This is a genomic window from Streptomyces sp. GC420 (genome assembly GCF_009916105.1).
Taxonomy (GTDB): domain Bacteria; phylum Actinomycetota; class Actinomycetes; order Streptomycetales; family Streptomycetaceae; genus Streptomyces.
In genome coordinates this window covers 1-25,192 of record NZ_JAAAXQ010000077.1, presented here as the reverse complement: position 1 = coordinate 25,192, position 25,192 = coordinate 1, and the positions used below count along the sequence as shown (strand labels likewise).

General features: G+C 72.0%; 25 protein-coding genes and 1 pseudogene. 17 read left to right on the top strand and 9 right to left on the bottom strand.

Features of this window, described 5'->3' with window-relative positions; all coding sequences use genetic code 11:
• Window positions 1–541: 541 nt before the first annotated feature.
• Entirely contained in the window at window positions 542–2,062 is a 1,521-nt protein-coding gene (locus GUY61_RS12560; protein WP_166630201.1) for a glutamate-cysteine ligase family protein, read from the top strand.
• A gap of 142 nt (window positions 2,063–2,204) precedes the next feature.
• Here GUY61_RS12560 and GUY61_RS12555 read toward each other — a convergent pair whose 3' ends face one another.
• Window positions 2,205–4,034 (bottom strand): substrate-binding domain-containing protein, encoded by a 1,830-nt coding sequence (locus GUY61_RS12555; RefSeq protein WP_166630200.1) that lies wholly within the window; start codon window positions 4,032–4,034, stop codon window positions 2,205–2,207.
• A gap of 161 nt (window positions 4,035–4,195) precedes the next feature.
• Here GUY61_RS12555 and GUY61_RS12550 point away from each other — a divergent pair, with 161 nt between their 5' ends.
• Window positions 4,196–4,996, top strand: coding sequence for a CPBP family intramembrane glutamic endopeptidase (locus tag GUY61_RS12550; RefSeq protein ID WP_166630199.1), 801 nt, complete (start codon window positions 4,196–4,198; stop codon window positions 4,994–4,996).
• A gap of 113 nt (window positions 4,997–5,109) precedes the next feature.
• On the opposite strand, the gene GUY61_RS12545 is transcribed toward GUY61_RS12550, so the two are convergent.
• Window positions 5,110–5,400 carry an erythromycin esterase family protein gene (locus GUY61_RS12545; protein WP_243766394.1) on the bottom strand — a complete coding sequence of 97 codons (291 nt, stop codon included), beginning with the start codon at window positions 5,398–5,400 and terminating at the stop codon, window positions 5,110–5,112.
• 405 nt (window positions 5,401–5,805) lie between these two features.
• Window positions 5,806–6,231, bottom strand: coding sequence for a VOC family protein (locus GUY61_RS12540; protein WP_166630198.1), 426 nt, complete (start codon window positions 6,229–6,231; stop codon window positions 5,806–5,808).
• A gap of 270 nt (window positions 6,232–6,501) precedes the next feature.
• Between GUY61_RS12540 and GUY61_RS12535 the strand changes: the two genes are divergently transcribed.
• On the top strand, window positions 6,502–7,122 hold the full coding sequence (locus GUY61_RS12535; protein ID WP_166630197.1) for a PadR family transcriptional regulator: 621 nt from the start codon (window positions 6,502–6,504) through the stop codon (window positions 7,120–7,122).
• A gap of 93 nt (window positions 7,123–7,215) precedes the next feature.
• Here the strand turns inward: GUY61_RS12535 and GUY61_RS12530 are convergent, their stop codons facing one another.
• A complete protein-coding gene (locus tag GUY61_RS12530; protein WP_166630196.1) occupies window positions 7,216–7,644 on the bottom strand; it encodes an SRPBCC family protein in 429 nt (142 codons plus the stop codon).
• Window positions 7,645–7,856: 212 nt separating this feature from the next.
• Between GUY61_RS12530 and GUY61_RS12525 the strand changes: the two genes are divergently transcribed.
• From GUY61_RS12525 to GUY61_RS12515, 3 genes are all read left to right on the top strand, one after another.
• A complete protein-coding gene (locus GUY61_RS12525; protein ID WP_166630195.1) occupies window positions 7,857–8,957 on the top strand; it encodes a DMT family transporter in 1,101 nt (366 codons plus the stop codon).
• A gap of 166 nt (window positions 8,958–9,123) precedes the next feature.
• The gene (locus tag GUY61_RS12520; protein ID WP_166630194.1) at window positions 9,124–10,161 is read left to right on the top strand and encodes a DMT family transporter; all 1,038 of its coding nucleotides are present in this window, start codon (window positions 9,124–9,126) and stop codon (window positions 10,159–10,161) included.
• Between the two features lie 525 nt (window positions 10,162–10,686).
• Entirely contained in the window at window positions 10,687–11,145 is a 459-nt protein-coding gene (locus GUY61_RS12515) for a peroxiredoxin (protein WP_166630193.1), read from the top strand.
• Window positions 11,146–11,279: 134 nt separating this feature from the next.
• Here the strand turns inward: GUY61_RS12515 and GUY61_RS12510 are convergent.
• Window positions 11,280–11,985 (bottom strand): annotated as a pseudogene (locus GUY61_RS12510) (pyridoxamine 5'-phosphate oxidase family protein).
• Window positions 11,986–12,008: 23 nt separating this feature from the next.
• Here GUY61_RS12510 and GUY61_RS12505 point away from each other — a divergent pair.
• The gene (locus GUY61_RS12505; RefSeq protein WP_166630192.1) at window positions 12,009–13,343 is read left to right on the top strand and encodes an aminotransferase class I/II-fold pyridoxal phosphate-dependent enzyme; all 1,335 of its coding nucleotides are present in this window, start codon (window positions 12,009–12,011) and stop codon (window positions 13,341–13,343) included.
• Here GUY61_RS12505 and GUY61_RS12500 read toward each other — a convergent pair.
• Entirely contained in the window at window positions 13,246–14,427 is a 1,182-nt protein-coding gene (locus tag GUY61_RS12500; protein WP_398955216.1) for a DMT family transporter, read from the bottom strand. The two genes, GUY61_RS12505 and GUY61_RS12500, sit on opposite strands and share 98 nt — an antisense overlap.
• Before the next feature lie 67 nt (window positions 14,428–14,494).
• Here GUY61_RS12500 and GUY61_RS12495 point away from each other — a divergent pair, with 67 nt between their 5' ends.
• Complete coding sequence (locus tag GUY61_RS12495; protein ID WP_166630190.1) at window positions 14,495–15,400, top strand: LysR family transcriptional regulator; 906 nt, start codon at window positions 14,495–14,497, stop codon at window positions 15,398–15,400.
• A 115-nt stretch (window positions 15,401–15,515) separates the two neighbouring features.
• Here the strand turns inward: GUY61_RS12495 and GUY61_RS12490 are convergent, their stop codons facing one another.
• On the bottom strand, window positions 15,516–15,980 hold the full coding sequence (locus GUY61_RS12490) for a pyridoxamine 5'-phosphate oxidase family protein (protein ID WP_166630189.1): 465 nt from the start codon (window positions 15,978–15,980) through the stop codon (window positions 15,516–15,518).
• Between the two features lie 120 nt (window positions 15,981–16,100).
• Between GUY61_RS12490 and GUY61_RS12485 the strand changes: the two genes are divergently transcribed.
• Entirely contained in the window at window positions 16,101–16,754 is a 654-nt protein-coding gene (locus GUY61_RS12485) for a cysteine hydrolase (protein WP_166630188.1), read from the top strand.
• 108 nt (window positions 16,755–16,862) lie between these two features.
• Here the strand turns inward: GUY61_RS12485 and GUY61_RS12480 are convergent, their stop codons facing one another.
• Window positions 16,863–17,318, bottom strand: coding sequence for a Rieske (2Fe-2S) protein (locus GUY61_RS12480; RefSeq protein WP_166630187.1), 456 nt, complete (start codon window positions 17,316–17,318; stop codon window positions 16,863–16,865).
• A 136-nt stretch (window positions 17,319–17,454) separates the two neighbouring features.
• On the opposite strand from GUY61_RS12480, the gene GUY61_RS12475 reads away from it, so the two are divergent.
• The 8 genes from GUY61_RS12475 (at window position 17,455) to GUY61_RS12440 (ending at window position 24,722) form a co-directional block, all read left to right on the top strand.
• Complete coding sequence (locus tag GUY61_RS12475; protein WP_166630186.1) at window positions 17,455–18,282, top strand: HipA family kinase; 828 nt, start codon at window positions 17,455–17,457, stop codon at window positions 18,280–18,282.
• Window positions 18,279–18,662, top strand: a complete 384-nt coding sequence (locus GUY61_RS12470; protein WP_166630185.1) for a DUF3037 domain-containing protein — start codon at window positions 18,279–18,281, stop codon at window positions 18,660–18,662. The genes GUY61_RS12475 and GUY61_RS12470 overlap by 4 nt, the downstream gene beginning before the upstream one ends.
• Before the next feature lie 175 nt (window positions 18,663–18,837).
• Window positions 18,838–19,599 carry a 3-oxoacyl-ACP reductase FabG gene (gene fabG, locus GUY61_RS12465; protein ID WP_166630184.1) on the top strand — a complete coding sequence of 254 codons (762 nt, stop codon included), beginning with the start codon at window positions 18,838–18,840 and terminating at the stop codon, window positions 19,597–19,599.
• 15 nt (window positions 19,600–19,614) lie between these two features.
• Window positions 19,615–20,379: an SDR family oxidoreductase gene (locus tag GUY61_RS12460; protein WP_166630183.1), complete on the top strand. Its 765-nt coding sequence runs from the start codon at window positions 19,615–19,617 to the stop codon at window positions 20,377–20,379.
• Window positions 20,380–20,493: 114 nt separating this feature from the next.
• Window positions 20,494–22,095 carry an ABC transporter substrate-binding protein gene (locus GUY61_RS12455; RefSeq protein ID WP_313896636.1) on the top strand — a complete coding sequence of 534 codons (1,602 nt, stop codon included), beginning with the start codon at window positions 20,494–20,496 and terminating at the stop codon, window positions 22,093–22,095.
• Between the two features lie 156 nt (window positions 22,096–22,251).
• Window positions 22,252–22,920 (top strand): uracil-DNA glycosylase, encoded by a 669-nt coding sequence (ung, locus tag GUY61_RS12450; protein ID WP_166630202.1) that lies wholly within the window; start codon window positions 22,252–22,254, stop codon window positions 22,918–22,920.
• Between the two features lie 200 nt (window positions 22,921–23,120).
• On the top strand, window positions 23,121–23,600 hold the full coding sequence (locus tag GUY61_RS12445) for a hypothetical protein (protein ID WP_166630181.1): 480 nt from the start codon (window positions 23,121–23,123) through the stop codon (window positions 23,598–23,600).
• A gap of 435 nt (window positions 23,601–24,035) precedes the next feature.
• On the top strand, window positions 24,036–24,722 hold the full coding sequence (locus GUY61_RS12440) for a hypothetical protein (RefSeq protein WP_166630180.1): 687 nt from the start codon (window positions 24,036–24,038) through the stop codon (window positions 24,720–24,722).
• A 79-nt stretch (window positions 24,723–24,801) separates the two neighbouring features.
• On the opposite strand, the gene GUY61_RS12435 is transcribed toward GUY61_RS12440, so the two are convergent.
• The coding region (locus GUY61_RS12435; RefSeq protein ID WP_208105892.1) for a hypothetical protein at window positions 24,802–25,192 on the bottom strand (391 nt) is incomplete at its 5' end.

The following is a 25,192-nucleotide window of genomic DNA, read 5'->3' as shown; positions in this document are numbered from 1 at the left end:
ATCGGAAGCGTCAGAGGTGTATAAGAGACAGGGACATGCAGCGGCATGGTGGGTCGCCTCTCACTCAAGAGACTAGGGAGACACAGTGGTGCCAGGCACGTGCGGACAGCGCTGTCAGCAAGCGAGTGCGGTCGGAGAGGGGACCGGAGGGCTCGGAGGGGGACCGGGAACCGAGCCGGGGACACCGACTCTCCGCCTCGTTCAAGAGCTTATATGAAACGTGTTCACGCAGTGTTTCCGCTACCTGTCCTCGGTATTGCACACAAGGGGATAACCGGACTGGCATTCGCCGTGATTGAACTGGATATCCGCATCCCGCGCGGCTGTGACCAGGGGCGTCTACCCTGGAGGGGTCGGCCGAAACTCGTCGGCGTTTTTCACCACAGATCCGGAGCGTTCCCCGTATGAAGCCGTATGCCGAGGGAATGTGCCGGGGAGAAGTATCCACGACATCGTAGCGTGCGCCCGGTGAACGCGCAGGCGTTACGGATCACGATGTCTGGGCATCATCCGTTCACGCCACTCTAGGAGGGACGCTTCGATGGGGGAGAAGATCGAGGCCGGAGGCTTCGACCTGTCCGATCGGCAGCAGTACCGGCGCAAGCTCGAGCAGTGCCTCGAGGGCCTGGGGCGGTTGCTGCAGGAGAAGCGGTTCGACAAGCCCAGGAACATGATGGGCCTCGAGATCGAGCTCAATCTCACCGGGGTCGACGGCATGCCCAGAATGCTCAATCACAAAGTTCTGGAGCGCATCTCCAGCCGGGACTTCCAAACAGAACTGGGCATGTTCAACCTTGAGGTGAACATAGTTCCCCATCGGCTCGGCGGTCGCGTTCTCGACCGGCTCGCCGAGGAGTTGCGCACCTCTCTCGCATATGCCAATCGAAAGGCGAACGAAGTCGACGCGGGCGTCGTGATGATCGGCATTCTGCCCACCCTCGCCCGGCACGACCTGGTTTCCTCCAACCTCTCCGACGTCGACCGTTACATGCTGCTCAACGACCAGATCGTCGCCGCCCGCGGAGAGCATTTCACTCTCGACATCGAGGGCGTGGAACACCTCACCTGCACCTCGGCCTCGATCGCTCCGGAGGCCGCCTGCACGTCCGTGCAGTTGCACCTCCAGGTGACCCCCGCCCGTTTCGCCGACGTGTGGAACGCGGCCCAGGCCATCGCAGCCGTACAGGTCGCCGTGGGCGCCAACTCGCCCTTCCTCTTCGGCAGGGAGCTCTGGCAGGAGTCGAGGCCGCCGCTCTTCCAGCAGTCCACCGACACCCGTCCCCCCGAGCTGCAGGCGCAGGGCGTGCGGCCGCGCACCTGGTTCGGGGAGCGGTGGATCGAATCGCCCTACGAGCTCTTCGAGGAGAACCTGCGCTACTTCCCGGCACTGCTGCCGCTGTGCGACGACGAGAACCCGCTGCGGGTGCTCGACGAGGGCGGCGTGCCCAAGCTCGCCGAGCTCGTGCTGCACAACGGCACCGTCTACCGCTGGAACCGGCCCGTCTACGACATCGCCGACGGCGTGCCGCACCTGCGGGTCGAGAACCGGGTGCTGCCCGCAGGGCCCACCGTCACCGATGTCATCGCCAACGCGGCGCTCTACTACGGGCTGGTGCGGGCACTGGCCGAGGAACCCCGCCCGGTGTGGCGGAGGCTGTCCTTCGAGGCGGCGGCCGCCAACTTCGAGGAGGCCTGCCGGTACGGGATCGAGGCACAGATCGAGTGGCCGCGGTCCGGACGCCCGGGCGGCACGGCCAAGGTGCCGGTGGTGCGCCTCGTACGGGAGGAGCTGCTGCCGCTCGCCGAGGCCGGGCTGGACATGTGGGGTGTCGAGCGTGCCGACCGCGACCACTACCTCGGGGTGATCGAGGAGCGCTGCCGGCGCCACGCCAACGGGGCCACCTGGCAGTCGGCGACGTACCACGGGGCGCTGGAGCGCGGTATGGAGCGGGAGGCGGCGCTCGCCGCGACCACCCGGCGCTACTGCGAGCTGATGCACTCGGGCGACCCGGTCCACGAGTGGCCGGTCGGGATCCCGGAGCCGGCGGTGCGGACGGGGTGACGGCGGCGGGCCCGGACCGGCCGCGGCCGGTCCGGGGTCGGCTCGGCGGCCGCACCGGATCAGTGCGGGAGCGGGTTCCTGCTCGCCGCGGGCCCGTCTGTGTGCGCCCGTTGCCCACCGGTACGTCACTGCCCGGCCTGGATCAGGTCCGGCCGACGATCGTGACCGCCCTGAGGATCACCTCGTGGATCTGTGCCGGATCCTCGATCCGGTAGCCCACCCCGTCCGTCGCCCCCGCGATCTCCTCCACCTCGTCTCGGTCGGACTCGGGGCCGACGGCGATCGCGATGAGCGGCACCGGCCTGGCCGGGTCGGTCAGGCCGGCCAGCCGTTTGACCAGCTTGCGGCGGGAGATGCCGTCCGGGTCCTGGTTGGCGCCGTCGGTGAGCACGACGAGCGCGTTGAACTTGCCGGGCGCGTACTTCTTCCTGGCCTCCTTGTACGCGGCCAGCGTGGTGTCGTACAGACCGGTGCCCCCGCCCTCGACGGGTTCGAGGTCGCGGAAGGCCGCGGTGAGCCGGTCGCGCTGGGTGCGGCCCGTGCCCGTGCTGTCGGCGAGCCGGCCGGTCGGCACCAGCACCTCGTAGTCCCGTGAGCCGTCAAGCCGTGTCGAGAACCGCCACAGGCCGACCTCGTCGTCGTGCGTGAGCCCGGCCAGGGCCTGGAGCAGCGAGGCCTTGGTGAGGTCCATCCGGGACCTGCCCCCGTCACCGACGGGATCCGCCATCGAGCCGGAGGCGTCGACGACCATGGTCAGCCGTGCGCTGCGCACGGTGATGGTCCACAGCCCCAGCGTCTTCTGCACCGTGTTGGCGGGGAAGGGCTCGGCGGGTTCCGCGGCGAACGGCTGCGGCGAACCGCCGCCCGCCCTCTTCGCGATCGCCGGCACCGCCTCCCCGTCCTCGCCGCGGAACCCGTGCGCGCGCAGGATCCGGGTGCCCGCCTCGTCCGCGTTCATGAGGGTCATGAAGCGCAGCGCGCCGCGGCTCTCGTCGAGGGACAGGTCGGCCTCGTCGACCAGCGTGAAGGGGTAGTCGAGCAGGGGGGAGCCGTCCTCCGGGTGGAACAGCCGCAGTGCCTCCCCCTCGGCGGCGTCGGCGTTCTGCGCGAAGGCCGCCTGTTCGCTCAGGAAGACCGTCTGGCTGCCGTCCGGACCGTCCTGCCCGGTCCCGGAGCCGTCGAACGCGAGCGTGCGGAGGACCTGGGAGTCGCCGCCCGAGACGCGCCGCGAGATCAGTTCGGCCGCGGCGGCGAGCCGGGTGTCCCCGTCCTGGGCGTCCCCACCGTCCTTGCGGTCGTTCTTGCCGTCCTTGCCGTCCTGTTCGTCCTGGCCGTTCTGCCCGGCGGAGGCGCCGATCCGGGTGAGCGCCAGAAGCCCGGTGGCGCTGCGGGCGGGATCGGCGGCGCCGAGCCGCAGCTTGCCGCTCCCGATGGCGTCCTTGGCGATCCCGGACCAGGAGTACGGCTTGGCGGGCCATCCCAGGGCGTCGGCGGCCCCGGGGCCCGCCGCCAGCACCACCGGCGAGGAGGCGACATTGCCGCCCTCCGTGAGCCGGACCGCCTTCGCCGAGGTCCGCACCCGCTCCAGCCACAGGCTCGCGTCCGGTATCCACACCTGGAAGCCGGGGTCCGAGGGCCCCGAGTCGAGGATGTCGGCCACCCTGTGGGACTCGCGGGCGGTGACGTGTACGTCGATGCACCGGCCGTCGGAGGTGATCTCGTTCGCGCGGGCGAGGTCCGCCGCTTCGCGCACGGCGGGCGCGATGTCCGGGGAGGCGACGACGTCCAGCCGTACCGCGGTGTCCGCGCACGAGCCCCCGAGGCCGAGGAGGTCCGTACGCATCACCGCCGCCGTGCCGACGGCGACACCCAGGGCCAGGGCCGTGGTGAGGACCGTCGCGCGACGGCGACGGGACCCGCGGGACCCGGTTCCGCCCGCCCTGCGCGCGTCCGGCAAGCTGTGACGTCCCATGGCGGTCGTGCTCCTCCTGCGCTCGGAACAGAACGGGGGAGCCCGTGCGCCACGGGGACGGCTCCCGTCCCCCGGTCGGGCGTGCGATCTTCGCATCCGCTGCCGAGACCATAGCGGGGCGAGGATGCGGACGAGGCGGGATTACGGAACTGGAGGCAGGTGTGCAGGAAGAGGCGGCCCGGGCGGCCGATCCCTCTCCCTACGGGGAGGCTTCCCGGCGGATCCTCGGGACCGAGCTGCTGCTCGTGCTGGCGCTCTCGCTCGGGGCGAGCGGCGTCTCGGCACTGATCAGCTTCATCGGATCGGTGACCAGACCCGGCGGCCTCAAGGACCAGGCGGCCACGCTCAACGGCTCCTACGCGCCCGGGCGGCCGTGGCTCGACCTGGCCTGGCAGCTGTTCGGCGTCTCGACCTCCCTGGTGCCGGTGCTGCTGGTCGCCCACCTGCTGCTCCGCGAGGGCGCCGGCCTGCGGGCGATCGGCTTCGACCGGACGAGGCCCTGGTCCGACCTGGGCCGCGGAGCCCTACTGGCGGCCGCGATCGGAGGCACCGGGCTCGCCTTCTACCTCGTGGTGCGGGCCGCCGGGTTCAACCTCACGGTGGTACCGGAGTCGCTGCCCGACGTGTGGTGGAAGATTCCGGTCCTGATCCTCTCGGCGATCCAGAACTCCGTGCTCGAAGAGGTCATCGTCGTCGGCTACCTGCTGCGCCGGCTCGGACAGCTCGGCTGGACACCGATGGCGGCGCTCGTCGGCAGTTCGCTGCTGCGCGGCTCGTACCACCTGTACCAGGGCATCGGCGGCTTCATCGGCAACATGGTGATGGGCGTGGTCTTCGTCCTGCTCTACCGCAGGTGGGGCCGGGTCGGTCCGCTGGTGGCGGCCCACGCGCTGATCGACATCGTGGCGTTCGTCGGGTACGCGCTGCTGGCGGGCAAGGTGGGGTGGCTGCCCACGCCCTAGGCGTTTCGACCCGCAGCGTTGTGCCGGTCGGGTACGGGCCCGCCGGCCCGCTCGCCGGAGGATCCGGCGAGCGGGCCGGCGCCAGTGACGCCCGTCGTGCAAGCCCGGGACTTTCAGTCCCGGGCCGTTGACAGGAGATCCGCGGCCGTGACGCGATGGAGGTGTACCAGCACGTCGAAGTGGCGCCCGAGCGAGGTTTGGCAGGGGCACTCCGGCCAGGCGTTCCCGATGGAGCGCGTCGGCCGCTTCGCCATCAGCCAGTCTCGCGCCGGCTCGGACACGGCCCGCAGTTCGACGTAGTAGTCCCGGCGCGACACTCGCTCCAGCACCTCCTCATTGCTGCCCGCGCCCAGCGGCTCCACGGAGAAGCGACGGTAGGGCTCCTCCGGATCCGTCAGATCCAATCTTCAGCGCATCTGACCAGCCGGAACGCATCGGCTCCGGGGTCAGAGCACGAGCCGGCAGCAGGGAGGCGTCCACCGGCTTGGTGGTGGGCCGTACGACCGCGGCGGCGATGGTGCGGGTGGCGACATCGACCAGGCCGCAGAGTTCGACCCTGCCGGGCACCCCTTTCCTCAAGCCGCACCAGCACGTCCAGGGGAGTGGAGTCGATCTGCATCAGCTCGCCCGGCGCCGCGACCTGCTCGTAACGGAAGGGGCCTTCCGGCTGGTTGGCCAGGGACTGGCGGGTGCGGGCCGACCCGGTCACGCGGACGCCGCCGGACAGCTTCGCGAACAGGAACCAGATCACTTGCGACCACAGACCAGGTCCTCTCGTATGGGACGGAACGGGGACACGTTCGCGGCCCTCAGTCGATACAGAACTCGTTGCCCTCGATGTCCAGCATCGGGATGCACGCATCGTTGCCGTCGTACAGCGTTTGCACGTGTACCGCGCCAAGCGGGATCAATCGGGCGTACTCGGCCTCAAGTGCGGCGAGGCGCTCTTCATCCACGAGTCCGGTGCCGACCCGCACATCAAGATGCACCCGGTTCTTGGCGGCCTTCCCCTCGGGGACGCGCTGGAAGTACAGCCGTGGGCCCACACCTGAGGGATCAATGCAGGCGAACCAAGAATCCCGCCGCTCAGGTGGCTGCGAGACCTTGAAGTCATCCCAAGTGGCACCCCCCGGCGGCGGCGGTACGACATACCCCCGCACCTCGCACCGGAAACGAGCGAGGCGCTCAGGTTCTGCGCAGTCGAAGGTGACTTGGAACTTCTTGATCGATGTCATCGGCCCACCATGTTGGCGTGTGCCGTTCACCGAGATCCCGGGGTTCCCACGGCCTGCGGGGTGGGGTCTCGCATGACATGAGCGGCGTCGGCGGGCCAGATCACCTGAGACGACGAGCGAATCGGACCAGATCACCTGAGGCAGGGGCCAATTCGCATGGGACAGGACAACACGTTATGCACAGTCGGAGGGTTGCTCGGCGAGCTGTTCCGATATATCGTTGAGGCATCGCGAATAGTTCAGCGATGGAACCGATCGAAGGAGACGGTCATGCGTGCACATGAACCCCACGGGCATGGATGCGAGCGCGGGCCCGGCCGTCACGGGCGGGGCGAATTCGAGGGACTCAGGGCCGCGTTCGGCCCCTTCGGGCCGCCGTTCGGCGGAGGCCCGTGGGGCGGGCCCGGTCGCGGTCGGGGCGGACCCAGGGGGAGGGCGCGGCGCGGCGACGTGCGGGCCTCCATCCTGGCGCTGCTCAAGGACCGTCCGATGCACGGCTACGAGATGATCCAGGAGATCGCCGAGCGCAGTGGAGGGGCCTGGAAGCCCAGCCCCGGCTCGGTGTACCCGACGCTCCAGCTGCTGGAGGACGAAGGGCTGATCGCCAGCGAGAGCGACGCCGGGAAGAAGCTGTTCACGCTCACCGAATCCGGCCGCGCGGCGGCCGGGGCCGGCCCCGACGCTCCCTGGGAGGAGGCCGGGCGCGGGATCGACTGGGAGACCGTGAACGACATCCGGCAGGCCGGCTTCGGCCTGATGGAGGCGTTCGGGCAGGTGTGGAAGACCGGCACGCCCGACCAGCGGCAGAAGGCGATCACGGTCATCAACGAGGCCCGCAAGAAGCTGTACCTGATCCTCGCCGAGGACCCGGAGGAGACCGACGAGTCCTGAGGTGCGCCGGCGGCTCCGCCGGGGAGCCGCCGGCGCGCGGCCGCGGCGGCATCCGACCGTACGAGCGTACGGGGGTGCCGCCGCTCGCGTGCGTCAGGCGACGAGCGCGCCGAGCCTGCGCAGGGACTCGTCGAGCGCGGCCGTCGCGGAGTCCTTGAGCTTGCCGGCCATCAGCGAGACAGCCGCGCCGGTGAACTCCCCGTCGATGCGGACCCGCGTCGCCGCCCCCTCGGGGGTGAGCGTGTAGCGGTTGGCCACGGTGACCCCCATGGGCCCCTTGCCCCTGACCGCGAAGACCTGCCCCGGCTCCAGCTCCTCCACGGCCCACCGCACCTCGGCGGGGAAGCCCATCAGCTTCATGTTCTCCGTGAAGGTGGCGCCGACCGCCGGTGCGGGAGGGGTGCCGTCGGGGAAGCCGGTGTGCGTCGCGTTCCACTCGCCGTACGAGGAGAAGTCCGCCAGTCTGGCCCAGATCTTCTCGGCGGGCGCCTCGATGCGTGCCTCCGCACTGACTTCGGCCATGCGAACACCCCCTGTCCTCGTCGTGCCCGGGCTCGTGCACGGGAACGTGTCGCGGAACGTAGCCGCAGGGGCCGGAACATTCAATACTGATGAACCATCAGAACTCCCGGAGGGCCGTTCCGGTCCGGTCCTGGTGGACGCGCGGGCCGCCGAGCTGTCTCGACAGGTGTCACGATGATGACGGTCCTGACGTCAGCTGTCATGATGTCGCCATGCACGTGTCTCAAGGGATCCGAGGGAGAAATACCGGCCTCGGGCTGGCCCTGGCCTCCGCCCTGGCGTTCGGCGGCTCCGGTGTCGCGGCCAAGCCGCTGATCGAGGCAGGGCTCGACCCGCTGCACGTGGTGTGGCTGCGGGTGGCGGGCGCGGCCCTGGTCATGCTGCCCGTCGCCTGGAAGCACCGGGACCTGGTGAGGTCCAGGCCCGGGCTGCTGGCCGGGTTCGGCCTGCTCGCCGTCGCAGGCGTTCAGGCCTTCTACTTCGCCGCCCTCTCCCGCATTCCCGTGGGCGTCGCTCTGCTCGTCGAATACCTTGCCCCCGCGCTGGTGCTCGGCTGGGTGCGGTTCGTGCAGCGGCGCCCGGTCACCAGGGCCGCCGCGGTCGGCGTGGTCCTCGCCGTCGGCGGGCTCGCCTGCGTCGTCGAGGTGTGGGCCGGGCTGGGCTTCGACGCGCTCGGGCTGCTGCTCGCCTTCGCCGCGGCCTGCTGCCAGGTCGGCTACTTCGTGCTGTCCGACCACGGCTCCGGCGGTGAGGGCGGGAAGAGCGCCGACCCGCTGGGCGTCATCGCGTACGGGCTGCTCACGGGAGCCGCCGTGCTGACCGTCGTGGCCCGTCCCTGGAACATGGACTGGTCGGTGCTCTCCGGCCGCGCGGAACTCGAGGTGGCGCAGGTGCCCGCGGCCCTGCTGCTGGCCTGGATCGTGCTGATCGCCACCGTCGTCGCCTATGTCACGGGCGTGGTCTCGGTGCGCAGGCTCTCCCCGCAGGTGGCGGGGGTCGTGGCCTGTCTGGAGGCGGTCATCGCGACGGTGCTGGCGTGGGTGCTGCTCGGCGAGCACCTGTCGGCACCGCAGATCGTCGGCGGCGCGGTCGTGCTCATCGGCGCCTTCATCGCGCAGTCCTCCACGCCCAGGGATCCGTCGCACCAGGTGGTCGCGGGCGGCGACGGCGGGGGCGTGCGCGGGGGCGACCGCCCGGGCGAGCGCGGCGCGCGCGTGCAGGAAAACGCACGTGAGAGCGGGGGCACGGACGGCGGCGAGGCCGGCCCGGCGCGCCCCGGAAGCGAGTTGTCCCTGGACGGACGGGGCACCTAGAGTGGCGGCCGTGCATATCGACCAGCTCGTTCTCCCGCCGCCCGCCGCGTAACGCGGGCGGCCCGCTGAACCGGAAGACCTGACCCCGGGCTTCCCGGGTGGGTTGTCGCTGCCCGCGCACGGACGTCAAGCGACCACCCTCTGTACGTCTTCGCGGAGAACGCACATGTCGAACACGCCTGATTCCGGCGCCGCGCGCGCCGAAGGCGCGCTGCCCGTCGGGCGCGGCCTTCTCTACCTCTTCGTCGCCGGTATCGCCTGGGGCACCGCCGGCGCGGCGGCCTCACTGCTCTTCCGGGCCAGCGACCTGGGCCCACTCGCCCTGTCCTTCTGGCGCTGCGCGGGCGGGCTCGCCCTGCTGGTCGCCGTCGGCGCGCTGCGCCCCGGCAGGCGAGCAGCGGCCGCGGCCGCCGCGGCCACAACAGCGGCCCCAACCACAGCGGTGCCGGCGGCCGCCGGGGCACCCGCCGGGCCGCGGCGCCGCCGCGTCCTGCGGATCGCCGTCAACGGCATCGGTCTCGCCCTGTTCCAGACCGCCTACTTCGCGGCCGTCGGCGCCACGGGCCTGGCCGTCGGCACGGTGGTCACCCTCGGTGCCGGGCCCGTCCTGATCGCGCTGGGCGCGCGCCTGATCGTGGGGGAGCGGCTCGGACGCGGCGGGCTGCTGGCCGTGAGCGGGGCACTCGCCGGTCTCGCCGTCCTCGTCCTCGGCAGCGGTGGCGCGACCGTACGGCCCGGCGGGGTCGCGCTCGCCCTGCTGTCGGCGGCGGGGTACGCGGCCATCACCCTGGTGACCCGGTGGCTCGGCAGGGACGGGCAGGGCACCGATTCCCTCAACACCTCCGTCTCGGCGTTCGCGGTCAGCGCCCTGTGCCTGCTCCCGCTCGGCGCGGCCGAAGGGCTGATGCCGCACACCGCGGAGCCCGGCAGGGTGCTGGTCCTGCTGGTGTACGTCGCGGCTGTGCCCACGGCGCTGGCGTACGCGCTCTACTTCGCGGGCGCGGCCGTCGTACGGTCCGCCACCGTGTCCGTGATCATGCTGCTGGAGCCGGTCAGCGCGGCCGTGATCGCCGTCCTGGTTCTCGGCGAGACGCTGACCGGGGCAACCGTGGCGGGAACGGCCCTGCTGCTCGTCGCGGTCGTCGGCCTCGCCCTCGCGGAGGCGCGTACGGCGGTGGCCGGTCGAGTTACCTCGATCGTGTGACGGTCGGCCTGCGGGGCCTGCGGGGCCTGCGGGTCTGCGGTGTGCTGTGGGCTGTCCGGCTACGGTGATCGTGCGATCTGGACGCCGGGTATGGCGCCTGGGGGCGCCCCCAGTGGTAGCTGGGGGGTGCGGGCCCCGCTCCACCGGAGTGATGGTGCGGGCCTCCCCGTCGCCTCTGGCCGTATTCACCTGGCCAGGTCGTGTGGGAACCGGCCTCCAGGGACCGGACCGGGGACGGAATCCGTGCTGCTGCCCCGGGGCCGAGTATGCCGGGGACCAGTGCGCTCGAGACCGTTCGGGGCGTGCGGCTGAACCGGCTCACTCCTGCTCAGTCTTGAGGAACGGTGAGGTGCCCGTCCCAGTAGGCGACCGCATACCCCCGTTGTGGGCCGGGCGCCGGAACGCGCCTGCGCGACCGTACAGTTGGCCGGAGACCGGGAGTCCGGAACCCTCGGGTCCGGGCTCCGGGCCCGGCCACCGGGACACGACCGGGACCGGCGAACGACGGACGGGCGGGAGCGGCACATGGACGTGGGCGACAAGGTCGAGGACTTCGAGCTGCGGGACGAGACGGGTGCGCCGCGCAGGCTCGGCGAACTGCTCGCCGACGGCCCCGTGGTGCTCTTCTTCTACCCGGCGGCCTTCACCCGCGGCTGCACCGCCGAGGCCTGCCACTTCCGTGACCTGGCCGCCGAGTTCCGCGCGGTGGGTGCCCGCCCGGTCGGCATCAGCACGGACCCGGTGGAGCGGCAGGCGGAGTTCGCCGAGGCCTACGGCCTCGGATATCCGCTGCTGTCGGACCCCGACGGGACCGTACGCGAACTGTTCGGTGTGAAGCGCGGTTTCGTGATCGTGCCCACCAAGCGGACGACCTTCGTGATCGGCACCGACCGTACGGTGCTCGAGGTGATCAGGAGCGAGGTCCGCATGAGCGTGCACGCGGACCGCGCTCTGGCGGCGGTGCGCGCGGCCGCCGCATCCTGAGCGGCCCCCAAGGGTTCCCCGGTCCCGCCCGGGCCCTGTGGGCCGTCGCCGCCCGCTCGGGTCGCGTCTCCCCGCCCCACGGGCCACCGCGGTCTGAGGGGCGGGGAGACCTGAGGGGCGGCCCGGCGGCCGTGTCAGAGCACCGTCAGGTAGTCGGGCACCGCGGTGCCCGGAGCGAGGTCGTCCGCCGGGACCGGCGCGCCGTAGCCGCGGGCGAGCGGGAGCACGCCGCTCCAGTGCGGGAGCGACATGTCCTCGGGCTCGTCATTGGGGCCGCCGCTGCGCACCTTGGCCGAGACCTCGGCCAGGTCGAGGCGGAGCACGGCGGTTGCCGCCAGTTCCCTGTCGTTGGCGGGCCGGGAGTCGGCGGCGCGGCCTGGCACCACGTGGTCGACGATCGCGTCGAGGGCCGTCCTGCGCTCCTCCGGGTCGGTGACCGGGTGTGCGACGCCGTGCACCATGACCGACCGGTAGTTGACGGAGTGATGGAAGGCGGAGCGGGCCAGCACCAGGCCGTCGACATGGGTGACGGTCAGGCACACGGGGAGCCCGGGGCCGACGTCCCGGGTGCCCTGCGCCATGCGCACAGGCCCGGAGCCGGTCGAAGCGTGCACATAGAGGCGCTCGCCGACCCGGCCGAAGAGCGTGGGCAGCACGACGGGGGCGCCGTCGCGCACGAAGCCCATGTGGCAGACGTACGCCTCGTCGAGTATCGAGTGGATCAGTTCCCGGTCGTACGAGGCACGGTGGCGGGACCGCGTCGGAAACGGTACGCCCGGTCGGCTCGTAGGGAACGGTCTCCGGTACGCCCGGTGCGGCCTCCGGCATTGAACCCTCCATTGTACTAGTGCATAATCTTCTTTGTGCTAGGAGAGTATCGGATCGAGGGGCGGCGCGCATCGGAGATCGCCGAGAGCGTGGAGCGCGGCGTGGGCGCCGGCCGGCTGGCTCCGGGAGCCCCCCTGCCGCCGCTCAGGGAACTGGCGCAGCGCCTCGGCGTGAACCCGAACACGGTGGCCGCGGCCTACCGCACGCTGCGCGAACGCGGTGTCGTGGAGACGGCGGGACGCAAGGGCACCCGGGTGCGCGCCCGGCCCGCCGGCACCGCCCGCGAGTCCATCGGTGTCGAGGCCCCGCCCGGCGTGCGGGACATCTCCACGGGCAGCCCCGATCCCGCCCTGCTGCCCTCCCTCGGGCCTGCCCTCGCGGCGGCCGCGGCCCGCTACGACGAACGGCCCGTGCTGTACGGCGAAGCCCCCGTCGACGCCGAGCTGTCCCGGCACGCGCGGCGGGCCTTCGGGCTCGACGGAGTGCCGAAGGGGCCGGTCGCGGCCACCTCCGGGGCGCTGGACGCGATCGAGCGCGTCCTCGCCGCCCACCTGAGGCCCGGCGACACCGTCGCGGTCGAGGACCCGGGCTGGGGCAGCCTGCTCGACCTCGTCCCGGCACTCGGGCTGCGCGCAGTGCCGGTCGCGGTGGACGACGAGGGGCCGGTGCCCGGGGAGGTGGAGCGGGCGCTGGACCGGGGCGCCCGGGCGCTCGTCGTGACCTGCCGCGCCCAGAACCCGACGGGCGCGGCCGTCAGTGGCCCACGCGCCGCGGAGCTGCGCGCCGTGCTCGCCGCGCACCCCCGTGTGCTGCTCGTCGAGGACGACCACGGGCACGGCTTCGTCCACCTCCCCCTGTACCCGCTGGCGGGCGCGACCGAGCACTGGGCGCTGGTCCGCTCGACCGCCAAGGCGTACGGCCCCGACCTGCGGCTCGCCCTGCTGACCGGGGACGACGTGACCCTCGACCGGGTGCGCGGGCGGCAGCTCCTCGGACCCGGCTGGGTCAGCCGGCTGCTCCAGCGCGCGGTGGTGCACCTGTGGACGACGGGTGCCGTGGACCCCGCAGCGGTCGCGCGGGCGTACTCCGAGCGGCGGGACGCCCTCGTGGAGGCGCTGGCGGAGCGCGGGATCAACGCCCACGGGCGCAGCGGGATGAACGTGTGGGTACCCGTGGACGACGAGACGGGCGTGGTCGCCCGGTTGCTGCGGTCGGGCTGGGCGGTCGCCCCCGGCGCCCGGTTCCGGGTGTCCGCCCCGCCCGGGGTACGCCTCACCGTGTCCGCGCTGGGCATGGACGACATCGGGCTCCTCGCCGACGCCGTGGCGTCCGCGAGAGGCCCGGTGCGGGCGGGGGTGCGCTACGGCTGAGCGCCGCGGGCCGGACGGGCGACCCGGGCCGGTGCTGCGCGGCGGGCGGTGCGCGGCGGGCGGTGCGCGGCCCGCTCTGCGTCAGTGCCGCGCCCAGCAGCACCACGAGCGCTCCCACCGGTGTGTTCCAGTCCAGCCGTTCGCCGAGCACCGCGACGCCCGCCGCGGTGGCGATGACCGGGATGAAGTACGTGACCATCTGCGCCGTCGTCGGGCCGATCTCGGCGACCAGGCCGTACTGGACCAGCATGGCGAGGCCCGTGCCCAGCGCACCGAGCGCCACCACCGAGAGCAGCGGGAGGACGGGCAGGCCGTCCGGGGCCGAGCTGAACAGCGGGGTGACGACCGCCAGCTGGAGGGTGGCCAGGGACAGCTGCGCCCCCGTCATCGAGAGGCTGGAGTGCCCGGCGCCGGCGAGCGTACGGCGGATGTAGAGCCAGCCCACCGCGTAGCTCGCCGAGGCGATCAGGGCCATCGCCGTGCCCGCCGGGTCCTGCCCGGAGAAGCCCTGCCAGGCGCCCAGCACGATCAGGACACCCACGAAGCCGATGCCCATACCCGCCACCCGGCGCCTGGTCGGCCGGTCCTCCGACAGGGCCACCAGCGACAGCAGCATGCCCCACAGCGGTGTCGTGGCGTTGCAGATGCCCGCCAGGGTGGAGGGGATCGTCGTCTCGGCGTACGCGAAGAGCGAGAACGGCAGGGCGTTGGTGAAGAACGCCGCCGCGAACAGATGCCCCCAGGTGCGCCTGCCGCGCGGCAGGCCCTCGCGCTTGACGGCGAGGGCGAGCAGCAGCACCGCGGAACCGAACACCAGGCGGCCGAGGGAGACCTGGAGCGGCGCGAAGCCCTCCGTGCCCACCTTGATCAGCAGGAAGCTGAAGCCCCAGATGAGGGAGAGCCCGGCGAACCGGATCCGCCAGTCGAGGGCCGGACGGCGGGGCTGCCCCGGAGCGGGCGCCGGAGGAATCGGGTCCGCGGAGGCAGGGGGAGCGGGGGGAGTGGCGGATGCTGCCGGCGCGGTCTCCCCGGCGGGCGGGACGGTGCCGTGCGGGGCAGAGGCGGCGGTGGCGGTCATGGCCATACTGTCGAGCCGGAAATCTCTTAGCACAAGCAAGATTTCATGGAAGGCATTGCGTAGTATCGCTTACATGTTGAACCTGGAGCGCCTGCGCACCCTCGACGCACTGGCCCGCCACGGCTCCGTCGGCGGCGCTGCCGCCGGCCTGCACGTCACCACCTCCGCCGTCTCCCAGCAGCTCGCCAAGCTGGAACGCGAGGCCGGACAGCAGCTGATCGCCAAGAACGGGCGCGGCGTGCGGCTCACCGACGCCGGGCGGCTGCTCGCCGAGCATGCCAGGCGCATCCTCTCCCAGGTGGAGCTGGCCACCGCCGACCTGGAGGCGCAGCGCGGGAAGGCCGTCGGCGAACTGCGGCTCGCCGCCTTCCCGACCGCCGCGCGCGGTCTGCTGCCCGCCGCGCTGAAGGCACTGCGCGAGGAGCACCCGGGGCTGCACACACGCTCCCGCGAACTCGAACCGGACGACAGCATCCCGGCCGTGATCCGCGGCGACGTCGACCTCGCCGTCGTCCTCGACTGGTACAACAAGCCGCTCCCGCTTCCCGACGGGCTCGCCAAGGAACCGCTGCTCTACGACCCGGCGGACGTGGCCATGCCCGCCGGGCATCCGCTCGCCGGGCGCGCCGAGGCCGACCTGCAGGACTTCGCCGAGGACGAGTGGGTCACCTGGCCGGACGGCGAGTTCTGCCACGAGTGGCTGGTGTTCACCCTGCGCAGCAAGGGCATCGAACCCCGGATCGCGCACACCGCCGAGGAGCACCACACCCAGCTGGCCCTGGTCGCCGCCGGCCTCGGGGTCTGCGTCGCGCCGAGACTCGGGCGCGGCCCCGTCCCCGAGGGCGTGCGCGTGGTGCCCGTACGCCACACGATGCGCCGTCACATCTACGTCGTCTGGCGGGCGGACGCGGACCGCAGGCCCTCCATCAGGGCCGCCGTGGAGGCACTGCGCACCGCGGCGGAGGCCGTCGAGAGCTGAGCGCGAGGGCGGGCGCCGAGCGGGCAGGGCGGGGCGCGCGCGGGCAGGAGTCCGGGAGTCCGGGAGTCTGGGCCCGGTGGCCCGGTGGCCCGGTGGCCCGGTGGCCCGGGAGCCGTCAGCCGAGCTTGCGGAAGTCCCAGGTGACGACCGCGTCCGGGGACAGCCGCAGCCAGGCGTGCCGGCCGTCGTGCGGCATCTCGTCCATCCCGAAGTTCTTCGCCGCGAACAGCCGCTCCGGCTCCCGGAGTCCGGGGCAGGGCTCGCCCGTACGCGGAGTCTCGCCGACCCGTTCGACCCGCCCGGACAGCTCCGCCCCGCGCAGCTCCCCGTACTCCTCGCCCGCGTCGACGACCACCGAGATCCGCGGATCGCGCAGCAGGTCGGCCCAGCGGCGGCTGCGGACGACGGAGTACAGCCAGAGCGAGCCGCCGTCCCAGACGAACCACAGCGGGCTGACGTGCGGCCTGCCGTCCTCCGCCACCGTCGCGACCCGGCAGGTGCGCTGTTCGGTGAGGAAGGCGTCCAGCTCGCCCGGCGTCATCATGATCCGCCGGCCCCGCCGCTGCTCCGTGACGCCCATGCCCGCTCCTTCGCCTGACCCGGTGTCAGCAAGCAGGATGGGCGCTCTTCCCTCGGCACGCAATGGCCGTTACCGTCACCCGCCGGCACGACCGCCGCCGCACGGGAAGGAAACGCCGCCATGCCCGCCCAGGGACAGCCCGCGGAACTCGCGGAACTGCTCGCCCCCGCCTCCTGCGCGCTGATGACCGTCGAGTGCCAGCGGGGCGTCGTCGGCCCGGACAGCGCGCTGCCGGAACTCGCGGCCCAGGCGCGTTCCTCGGGCGCCCTCGGCAATGTCGCCCGGCTTGTCTCCGCCGCCCACGAGAGCGGCGTACAGGTTCTGCACACGGTCGCGGAGCGGCGGCCGGACGGGCGCGGCGCCAACCGGAACGCCCGCCTGTTCCGGGCCGCGGAACGGCTGCCCGTGCAGCAGTGGGCGGGCAGCGCCGCCGCGGGTGTGGCCGAACCCATCGAGGTGGCGGAGGAGGACCTGGTGGTACGCCGGCTGCACGGACTGTCGCCGCTGGCCGGTACCGGCGCGGACGCCCTGCTGCGCAATCTCGGCTGCCGCACCCTCATGGTCACCGGCGTCTCGGCGAACGTCGCCGTCCCGAACGCGGTCTTCGACGCGGTCAATCTCGGCTACACGGCGGTGGTGGTGGCCGATGCCATCGCGGGGGTGCCCGCCGACTACACCGCGGCGATGATCCGCAACACACTGGCGCTGGTCTCCACGGTCACCACGACCGACGCCGTCCTCGGCTGCTGGAAGGCGTCCCGGCGCCCGCGCTGACCGCTCGCGGCGGGCGCCGGCCCCCGTCCTCCGGGCCGTTCCCGTCCTCCGGGCCGTCCCGGTCCCGGGAGGCCTCCCGTCCTCCGGGTCCTCCCGGCCTTCAGGCCCTCACGCCTTCTTGATGACATCGCCCTCGACGGTGATGCTCACGGCCGGCAGCGGCTGCGTGGCGGGGCCCGCCTGGACACTGCCGTCGGTCACCGAGAACTTGCTGTTGTGGCACGGGCAGACGATCGATCCGTCGGTGACGCCGACCACCGAACAGCCCTGATGGGTGCACTTGGAGGAGAAGGCCTTGAACTCCCCGGCCTTCGGCTGGGTGATGACCACGCCCTCGGAGTCGAGGAGCTTGCCACCGCCCTCCGGGATGTCCGCGGTCTTGGCGAGTTCCGCGCTGCCGTCCGCCCCGGCCCCGGCCTCGGCACCGTTCTCCCGGACGGAGTCGGAGGACCCGTCCTCGGAGCCCCCGCACGCGGTGAGCGCGACCGCGAGCCCGGCGGCACCCACTGCGGCGACCACGGTGCGGCGGCCCAGCGTCCGCTCGAACTCCTGCGTTCCGGTCATGGTGGCTTCCCTTTCACTTGCGCTGCGGTCCCGGGCCCGCGGGGGGCGGGCGCCGTGATGGTGTACGGGATCTCGGCCCGCGGTGTTCAAGCATCACACCCGCGGTGCCCGGGCATCACACCAGTAGCCTGGGCCGATGCTTTCCGAAGTTACAGCCACCCGCTATGTGACGCCGTTGCGCGAGGGCGGGTCGCTCCCGGGAATCGTCGAGGCGGACGATCTCGGAACCTATGTGATGAAGTTCACCGGTGCCGGACAGGGCCGCAAGACCCTGGTCGCGGAGGTCGTGTGCGGGCAGCTGGCCCGCCGTCTCGGACTCCGTGTCCCGGAGCTGGTGCGCATCCAGCTCGACCCCGTCATCGGCCTCGGCGAGCCCGACCAGGAGGTGCAGGAACTGCTCAAGGCCAGCGGCGGACTGAACCTCGGCATGGACTACCTTCCGGGCTCCATCGGCTTCGACCCGCTGGCCTACGAGGTCGACCCCGCGCAGGCCGGCAGGGTCGTCTGGTTCGACGCGCTCGTGGGCAACGTCGACCGTTCCTGGCGCAACCCGAACCTGCTGGTCTGGCACCGTGACCTGTGGCTCATCGACCACGGGGCCACGATGATCTGGCACCACAACTGGCCCACCGCGAAGAAGGCCACCGACCGGCCCTACGACGCCTCCGACCACGCGCTCGCGCCCTTCGGGCCGGACATCGCCTCGGCCGCCGCGGAGCTGGCCCCGCTGGTCACCGAGGAGCTGCTCACCGAGGCCGCCGCCGACGTACCGGACGAGTGGCTCGTCGACGAGCCCGGCTTCGACTCCACCGACGCGTTGCGCCGCGCCTACGTGGAGGCCCTGCTCGCCCGCCTGCCGGGCCTTGAGGAACGCATCACCGTCGGCGAGCCCACCAGGGACCGCCCCTCGCAGGCGCCCGGCTGGCTCACCGGCACCTGGCCGCACGAAGGGGGCGCGAAGTGAACGGGCGGGACGTCTTCGAGTACGCGCTGGTGCGCGTGGTGCCGCGGGTCGAGCGCGGTGAGCTGTTCAATGCCGGTGTGATCGTCTACTGCCGTGCCAGGTCCTTCGTCGCGGCGCGTACGCACCTGGACGAGGCCCGGCTCAGAGCACTGGACCCCGAGGCGGACGTGACGGGCGTGCGGGCCGCGCTGCACGCCGTCGAAGGGGTCTGCCGCGGGGGTGAGTCGGCCGGCCAGGCGGCCGGGGACGACGCGGGCCGGCGGTTCCGCTGGCTGATCGCGCCGCGCAGCACCGTCGTCCAGCCCGGCCCGGTGCACACCGGGCTGACCGCCGATCCGGAGGCGGAGGTGGAGCGGCTGCTCGACCTGCTGGTGCGCTGAGCGCGGCCCGCCGTGCGGCGTGGCTCGCGGCGGGCCGTTGACACCGGGTGCCAGGGCTTCTAGCGTCTCGTCCTGCTGAAGGTACTAAGCGGTCGCTCACCGAGTGGCCGCGTCCCGAGAGCCGCACCACGTGCATCCGGGGATCCAGGGCTTCCAAGGGCGAGGAGAATCCAGAATGTCCACCACCGAGCAGCGCGTCGCGATCGTGACAGGAGCGGCGCGGGGCATTGGCGCCGCCGTGGCCGTCCGTCTGGCGGCCGAAGGCCGCGCGGTCGCCGTACTCGACCTCGACGAGGCGGCCTGCAAGGACACTGTGGAGAAGATCACCGCGGCGGGCGGCAAGGCGATCGCCGTCGGCTGCGACGTCTCCGACAGCGACCAGGTGGCCGCCGCGGTCGAGCGTGTCGCGACCGAACTCGGCGCTCCGGTGATCCTCGTCAACAACGCCGGTGTGCTGCGCGACAACCTGCTGTTCAAGATGAGCGACTCCGACTGGGACACGGTCATGAACGTGCACCTGCGGGGCGCGTTCCTGATGTCCCGGGGCGTGCAGAAGCACATGGTCGACGCGAAGTTCGGCCGGATCGTCAACCTCTCCAGCAGCTCCGCGCTGGGCAACCGCGGCCAGGCGAACTACTCCGCCGCCAAGGCCGGCCTCCAGGGCTTCACCAAGACGCTCGCCATCGAGCTCGGCAAGTTCGGCGTCACCGCCAACGCCGTCGCGCCCGGCTTCATCGCCACGGACATGACGGCGGCCACCGCCGAGCGCGTCGGGATGGGCTTCGAGGACTTCAAGGCCGCCGCCGCCACCCAGATCCCGGTGCAGCGCGTCGGCGAGCCCGAGGACATCGCCAACGCCATCGCGTTCTTCACCGGTGAGGCGGCCGGCTTCGTCTCCGGCCAGGTGCTGTACGTGGCCGGCGGACCGCTGAACTGATCGGAGCCGTACGACATGAGCAGTGAGGAACCGCAGGACAGCGGCAAGGTAGCGCTGATCACGGGAGCCAGCAGGGGCATCGGCTACGGCATCGCCGAGGCCCTCGTCGCCAGGGGTGACCGGGTGGTCGTCACGGGCCGCAACGAGGACGCCCTGAAGGAGGCCGTCGAGCGGCTCGGTGCCGGCCGGGCCGTGGGCGTCGCCGGCAAGGCGCACGACGAGGCCCACCAGGCGGCGGCCGTGGAGCGCGCCATGGAGGCGTTCGGCCGGGTCGACTTCCTGGTGAACAACGCGGGAACGAATCCGGTCTTCGGCCCGATCGCCGACCTCGATCTCGGGGTGGCGCGCAAGGTCTTCGAGACCAATGTGATCTCGGCGCTCGGCTTCGCCCAGCAGACGTGGAAGGCATGGCAGAAGGACAACGGCGGCGCGATCGTCAACATCGCCTCCGTCGCCGGGGTCTCCGCCTCGCCCTTCATCGGCGCGTACGGCGTGAGCAAGGCGGCCATGATCAACCTGACGCTGCAGCTGGCGCACGAGTTCGCCCCGCGGGTCAGGGTCAACGCCATCGCCCCCGCGGTCGTGAAGACGAAGTTCGCCGAGGCCCTGTACGAAGGGCGCGAGGCGGAGGCCGCCGCGGCCTATCCGCTGGGCCGTCTCGGGGTCCCCGAGGACATCGGGGGAGTGGCCGCCTTCCTCACCTCCGAGCAGTCGGCCTGGGTCACCGGGCAGACGCTCGTCGTGGACGGCGGTATCTTCCTGAACGCCGGTGTCGGCTGACGGAATTACCGCGTCCACATAATTGTGATGCGGTTGTGTTTCGCTTGTGCCCCGCCGGGATTCCCTTGGCGGGGCACTGCGGTAGGGTCTGCCGACCAAGGCTGATCGAGGAGCGTGCACGTGTTCAACCGGACCAGATCTTCGCGCATAGCCACGGCCCTCGCCGCGGTTCTGCCGCTCGCGGGGTGCGGACTGGTGTCCGAGAGCGGTTCCGGCGACGAGCGGACGATCGTCGTCGGCACGACCAGCGCCCCCAGTGTGCTCGACCCGGCCGGGGCCTGGGACGGTTCGTGGGAGCTCTACCGGAACGTGTACCAGACGCTCCTGTACTACCCCAGCGGCAGCACCTCGCCGCAGCCGGACGCGGCCGAGAAGTGCGAGTTCACCGACACGAGCAGCCGCACCTACCGCTGCACGCTGAAGGAAGGGCTCAAGTTCTCGAACGGCAACGCGCTGGACGCCAAGGCGGTCAAGGCGTCGATCGACCGCATCATGACGGTGGCGGAGAACGGCGTGAAGACCGGCCCCGCGGGGCTCCTCGGCAGCCTGGACAAGGTCACCACCAGCGGTGACCTCACCGTGACGTTCCACCTCAACAAGGCCGACACGACCTTCCCGTTCGTGCTCGGGTCGCCCGCCACCTCGCTCGTGGACCCCGAGCAGTACCCCGCCGACTCGCTGCGCGAGGGGAACTCGATCATCGGCTCGGGCCCGTACCTCCTCGAATCGTATGAAAAGGGTGCCAAGTCGGTCCTGGTCAAGAACCCGGGCTACAAGGGCGCCGCGGATCTCGAGAACAACGGCGTCACGATTCGGTACTTCACGGATTCCACCAAGATGGTCTCCGCTCTGGAGGACAAGGACATCGACCTCATCCTGCGCGGTCTGACCGCCGAGGAGATCGTCGAACTCGACAGCAAGGGCGCGAAGACCGAGAAGAAGCTGGCCCTCATCGAGGGCACCGGGGCCGAGATCCGCTACCTGGTCTTCAACCCGAAGGACGCGAGGGCGAACAACCCCGCCGTCCGCAAGTCGGTCGCGCAGATCATCGACCGCGACGTGATCGCCCGTGAGGTCTACCAGGGCACCGTCGAGCCGCTCTACTCGATGGTCCCCGCCGGTGTGGCGGGTCACACGACGGACTTCTTCGACATCTTCGGCGACCCGGACACGCAGAAGGCCGCCGAGATCCTGAGCGACGCCGGCATCACCGCGCCCGTGAAGCTGACCCTCTGGTACACGACCGACCGCTACGGCTCCTCGATGGCCACCGAGTTCAAGGAGATCAAGCGGCAGCTCGACGCCTCCGGCCTGTTCAAGATCACTCTCAAGAGCAGCCCCTGGGCCGACTACCAGCAGAGCTACCAGAAGGGCCGGTTCCCGGTCTTCGGCCGCGGCTGGTTCCCCGACTTCCCGGACCCGGACAACTTCATCGCGCCGTTCGTCGGAGAGCAGAACGCCCTCGGTACGCCGTACGACGTCCCGGAGATCACCGACACCCTGCTGCCGACCTCGCGCAAGGAGGCCGACCGGGGGGCCGTGACCAAGCAGTTCGCCAGGGCCCAGGAGATCATCGCCGAGGACGCACGGCTGATCCCGATCTGGCAGGGCAAGCAGTACATCGCGGCCAGCCAGGACATCGCCGGAATCGAGAACTCCCTCGACCCGTCGACGATCATGCAGATGTGGCACCTGCACCGCAAGACGAGCTGGTAGCGGACACGTACGGGCCGGAGCCCGTGCCGGTGCGGACCCCAGGGGCCCGCCGGCACGGGCTCCGTGCGTCGTTCCGGACCCCGTTGTCAGTGGTCCCCGATAGGTTCTCACTGCACAACGGATCACATCCCGGAGGTTGTTGACGTGCTGACCGACATGCTGCCCGACTCCTGGCGCGGCGTCCTCGGCGAGGAGCTGGAGAAGGACTACTTCAACGAGCTCGCCGAGTTCGTCGAGAAGGAGCGGGCCAACGGGCCGGTCTATCCGCCCCACGACGAGGTCTTCGCCGCCCTGGATGCGACCCCCTACGACAAGGTGAAGGTGCTCATCCTCGGCCAGGACCCGTACCACGGCGCGGGCCAGGGCCACGGCCTGTGCTTCTCGGTGCGGCCGGGTGTGCGCATCCCGCCCTCGCTGCGCAACATCTACAAGGAGCTCAACACGGACCTCGGCCACCCCGTCCCGGACAACGGCTACCTCATGCCGTGGGCAGAGCAGGGCGTGCTGCTGCTCAACGCGGTCCTCACGGTGCGCGAGGCCGAGCCGAACTCCCACAAGGGCAAGGGCTGGGAGCAGTTCACCGACGCCGTGATCAAGGCCGTGGCCGCCCGGCCCGACCCGGCGGTGTTCGTGCTGTGGGGTGCCTACGCCCAGAAGAAGATGCCGCTGATCGACACCGAGCGGCACGTGGTGGTCAAGGGTGCCCACCCCTCGCCGCTGTCGGCGAAGAAGTTCCTCGGCAGCCGTCCCTTCAGCCAGATCGACGAGGCCGTCGCGGCCCAGGGCCACGCGCCGGTCGACTGGCGGATCCCGAACCTGGGCTGACCTGCCGGGTCCCGGTTCCGGTCCCGGTCCGGCTTCCTGTCCCGGTCCGGGGCCGCTCCCGGCCCGGGGCAGCAGGGGCGGGCACCCCGCGCGGAAGGGCGGGACGCGCGGGAGGGGCGCGGGGCGTGCCTGGACGGTATTGCCCGCGGCCGCGGCTAGCGTCGTGCCCACGGGCGGACCGGGACATTTCGGAGGCAGCGGTGACGGAGCAGCGCGAGGCGTCGGAGGACGTCGTCATGACCAGGATCGGCCAGGCGGTCATGCTGCTCCACGCGGGCGACCGCGAGGAGGCGCGCAACCGGCTCGGAGCCCTGTGGGCGGAGCTCGGCGAGGCCGGTGATCCGCTGCACCGCTGCACCCTCGCGCACTACATGGCCGACACCCAGGACGACCCCGTGGACGAACTGGTCTGGGACCTGCGGGCACTGAGCGCCGCGGAGGGCCCGGCCGGCGAGCGTCCGGCCCCGCCCCACGGCCGGATCGCGGTGCGCGGCTTCCGCCCCTCGCTCCACCTGAACCTCGCCGCCGACTACCTGAAGCTGAAGCGGTACGGCGCCGCCCGCGACCACCTGTGCCGCGCACGGGCCGCGTGCGACGCCCTCGCCGACGACGCGTACGGCGAGGGCGTACGGGCCGCCATCGGGCGCCTCGCGTGCCGACTCGAGGCCGCGGACGGCTAGTGCCGCGTCAGCCGGGGTTCGCCCCGTCGCGACGGCCTGCACGGCACTCCCCCGCAGCCCTCCGGGCGCGGGGGGTACCCCCGCGCTGCGTTGGCCGAAAGCCCGAGTAGGCCCACTACGAGGGCTTCCGGCCGCCTTGCGATGCTCCCCCCGCCTCCGGCGGGAGGTACCCCCAGCGCCGGACGCCGCTCCTCAGCGGGCAAACCCTGACCGACGCGGCACTAGGACTCGTCCGGTCGGTCACGTGACCGGGCCGTGCCCGGGTGCCGAATGTGGACATGGGGCGGAGTGATCCGGCTGGTGAGTGTGGGCAACGGTCCTGGCCATGGCGTTTCATGAGCCCTCGCGCACGTGACCGGCACCGCGCGGAGGCACCGACCGTGGAGCGAGAGTCATGACGTCCAGCAGACGGGGATGGGGGGCGCGGCAGGTGTCGTGGCCGTTCTGGCCATGACGGCCGGCTGCGCCGGGAAGGCCGATGCGGGCGGCCAGTCCGGGGCGCGCAGAACGCCGGCGGTCACAAACGCCCGCGACTTCGGCGCGGCAGACCTGGAGCGGACCGTACTGACCGCAAAGGACGTCCCCGTCTACAGGGTTACGCGGCTCAAGGCCGACAAGAACCCGTCCAACCCGGCTCCCGGAGTCGAACCGGCCGTCTGCCGCCCGATCGCCCACCGGATCGGCTCGGCCGACGACGCCCGCTCCATCGCGGGCGACGTGAGGGTCGTCGTCGCAAAGGACCACAGCGGTGCCGCCACCCTCAGCCTGTCGTTCTTCACCGCCGCCGACGCGCGGGCGGCCATGGACGAGCTGCGCGCCGCCCTCGGGCGCTGCACCGCCTACGAGATACCGGCCCATGTGGAAGGGGGCGCCGGCGTCCCCGTCTCCGAAGTGAGGGCCGGGTCCGGCCACGGCGCACTCGGTGACGAATCTCTGTCCTACACGGACGTCACCGGCTTCGCCGACGACCCGGACACGAAGATCCCTGGGCTGCGGGTCGTGGTCCGGGTGGGCAATGCCATCGTCAGCTTCCGCGGCAGCAACCTGGACCAGGAGCCCGCCACGGTCCCCGACGACCTCGTCGCCGCGCAACTCGCCAAGCTGGCCGAGGGCACCGCGTGACCTCCCCGGCCGGGCGCGCGAGCACCCGTCGGGCCCGTCCGGTGCCGGGGCCCGTCCGCCGAACGGGCGCGGGTCCCGGTCAGCCGTAGGTGCGTTCGCAGATCCGAGCCTCGGGGCTGCCGGGCCGCCAGCCGCCGTACTTGCGGCCGGCCGCGCACACGTCGCCGCCGATGGCGTCCTCCAGACCGTTCGTGTCCGGCAGTACGGCCGGCAGGGACGGAACCGTCCGGTGGGGCGCGGCCGGTTTCGGCCGGACCGGCCGGAAGGCCGGTGTCCGTGGCGCGGACGGTGCCCCGCCGGCCGCGCGATCCGGCGCCCCGCCGGCGGCCGTCCGGCCGGACCGGCGCTCGCGGGGCGGTGCGGAGGCGTCCTTCCCCGGCAGGGCGGAGTCCAGAGCCTCGCGGACCGGTGCCTGTACGACCTGCGGCTCCCGGTCCCGGTCGGGGCGGGGCTGCTTCACGGGCGCATGG

Bases quoted from the DNA above. Each gene is read 5' to 3' on its own strand.
- GUY61_RS12560 (WP_166630201.1), top strand. From the start codon at position 542: ATGGGGGAGAAGATCGAGGCCGGAGGCTTCGACCTGTCCGATCGGCAG.
- GUY61_RS12555 (WP_166630200.1), bottom strand. From the start codon at position 4,034: ATGGGACGTCACAGCTTGCCGGACGCGCGCAGGGCGGGCGGAACCGGG.
- GUY61_RS12540 (WP_166630198.1), bottom strand. From the start codon at position 6,231: ATGACATCGATCAAGAAGTTCCAAGTCACCTTCGACTGCGCAGAACCT.
- GUY61_RS12535 (WP_166630197.1), top strand. From the start codon at position 6,502: ATGCGTGCACATGAACCCCACGGGCATGGATGCGAGCGCGGGCCCGGC.
- GUY61_RS12530 (WP_166630196.1), bottom strand. From the start codon at position 7,644: ATGGCCGAAGTCAGTGCGGAGGCACGCATCGAGGCGCCCGCCGAGAAG.
- GUY61_RS12525 (WP_166630195.1), top strand. From the start codon at position 7,857: ATGCACGTGTCTCAAGGGATCCGAGGGAGAAATACCGGCCTCGGGCTG.
- GUY61_RS12520 (WP_166630194.1), top strand. From the start codon at position 9,124: ATGTCGAACACGCCTGATTCCGGCGCCGCGCGCGCCGAAGGCGCGCTG.
- GUY61_RS12515 (WP_166630193.1), top strand. From the start codon at position 10,687: ATGGACGTGGGCGACAAGGTCGAGGACTTCGAGCTGCGGGACGAGACG.
- GUY61_RS12500 (WP_398955216.1), bottom strand. From the start codon at position 14,427: ATGGCCATGACCGCCACCGCCGCCTCTGCCCCGCACGGCACCGTCCCG.
- GUY61_RS12495 (WP_166630190.1), top strand. From the start codon at position 14,495: ATGTTGAACCTGGAGCGCCTGCGCACCCTCGACGCACTGGCCCGCCAC.
- GUY61_RS12490 (WP_166630189.1), bottom strand. From the start codon at position 15,980: ATGGGCGTCACGGAGCAGCGGCGGGGCCGGCGGATCATGATGACGCCG.
- GUY61_RS12485 (WP_166630188.1), top strand. From the start codon at position 16,101: ATGCCCGCCCAGGGACAGCCCGCGGAACTCGCGGAACTGCTCGCCCCC.
- GUY61_RS12480 (WP_166630187.1), bottom strand. From the start codon at position 17,318: ATGACCGGAACGCAGGAGTTCGAGCGGACGCTGGGCCGCCGCACCGTG.
- GUY61_RS12475 (WP_166630186.1), top strand. From the start codon at position 17,455: ATGCTTTCCGAAGTTACAGCCACCCGCTATGTGACGCCGTTGCGCGAG.
- fabG (WP_166630184.1), top strand. From the start codon at position 18,838: ATGTCCACCACCGAGCAGCGCGTCGCGATCGTGACAGGAGCGGCGCGG.
- GUY61_RS12460 (WP_166630183.1), top strand. From the start codon at position 19,615: ATGAGCAGTGAGGAACCGCAGGACAGCGGCAAGGTAGCGCTGATCACG.
- ung (WP_166630202.1), top strand. From the start codon at position 22,252: ATGCTGCCCGACTCCTGGCGCGGCGTCCTCGGCGAGGAGCTGGAGAAG.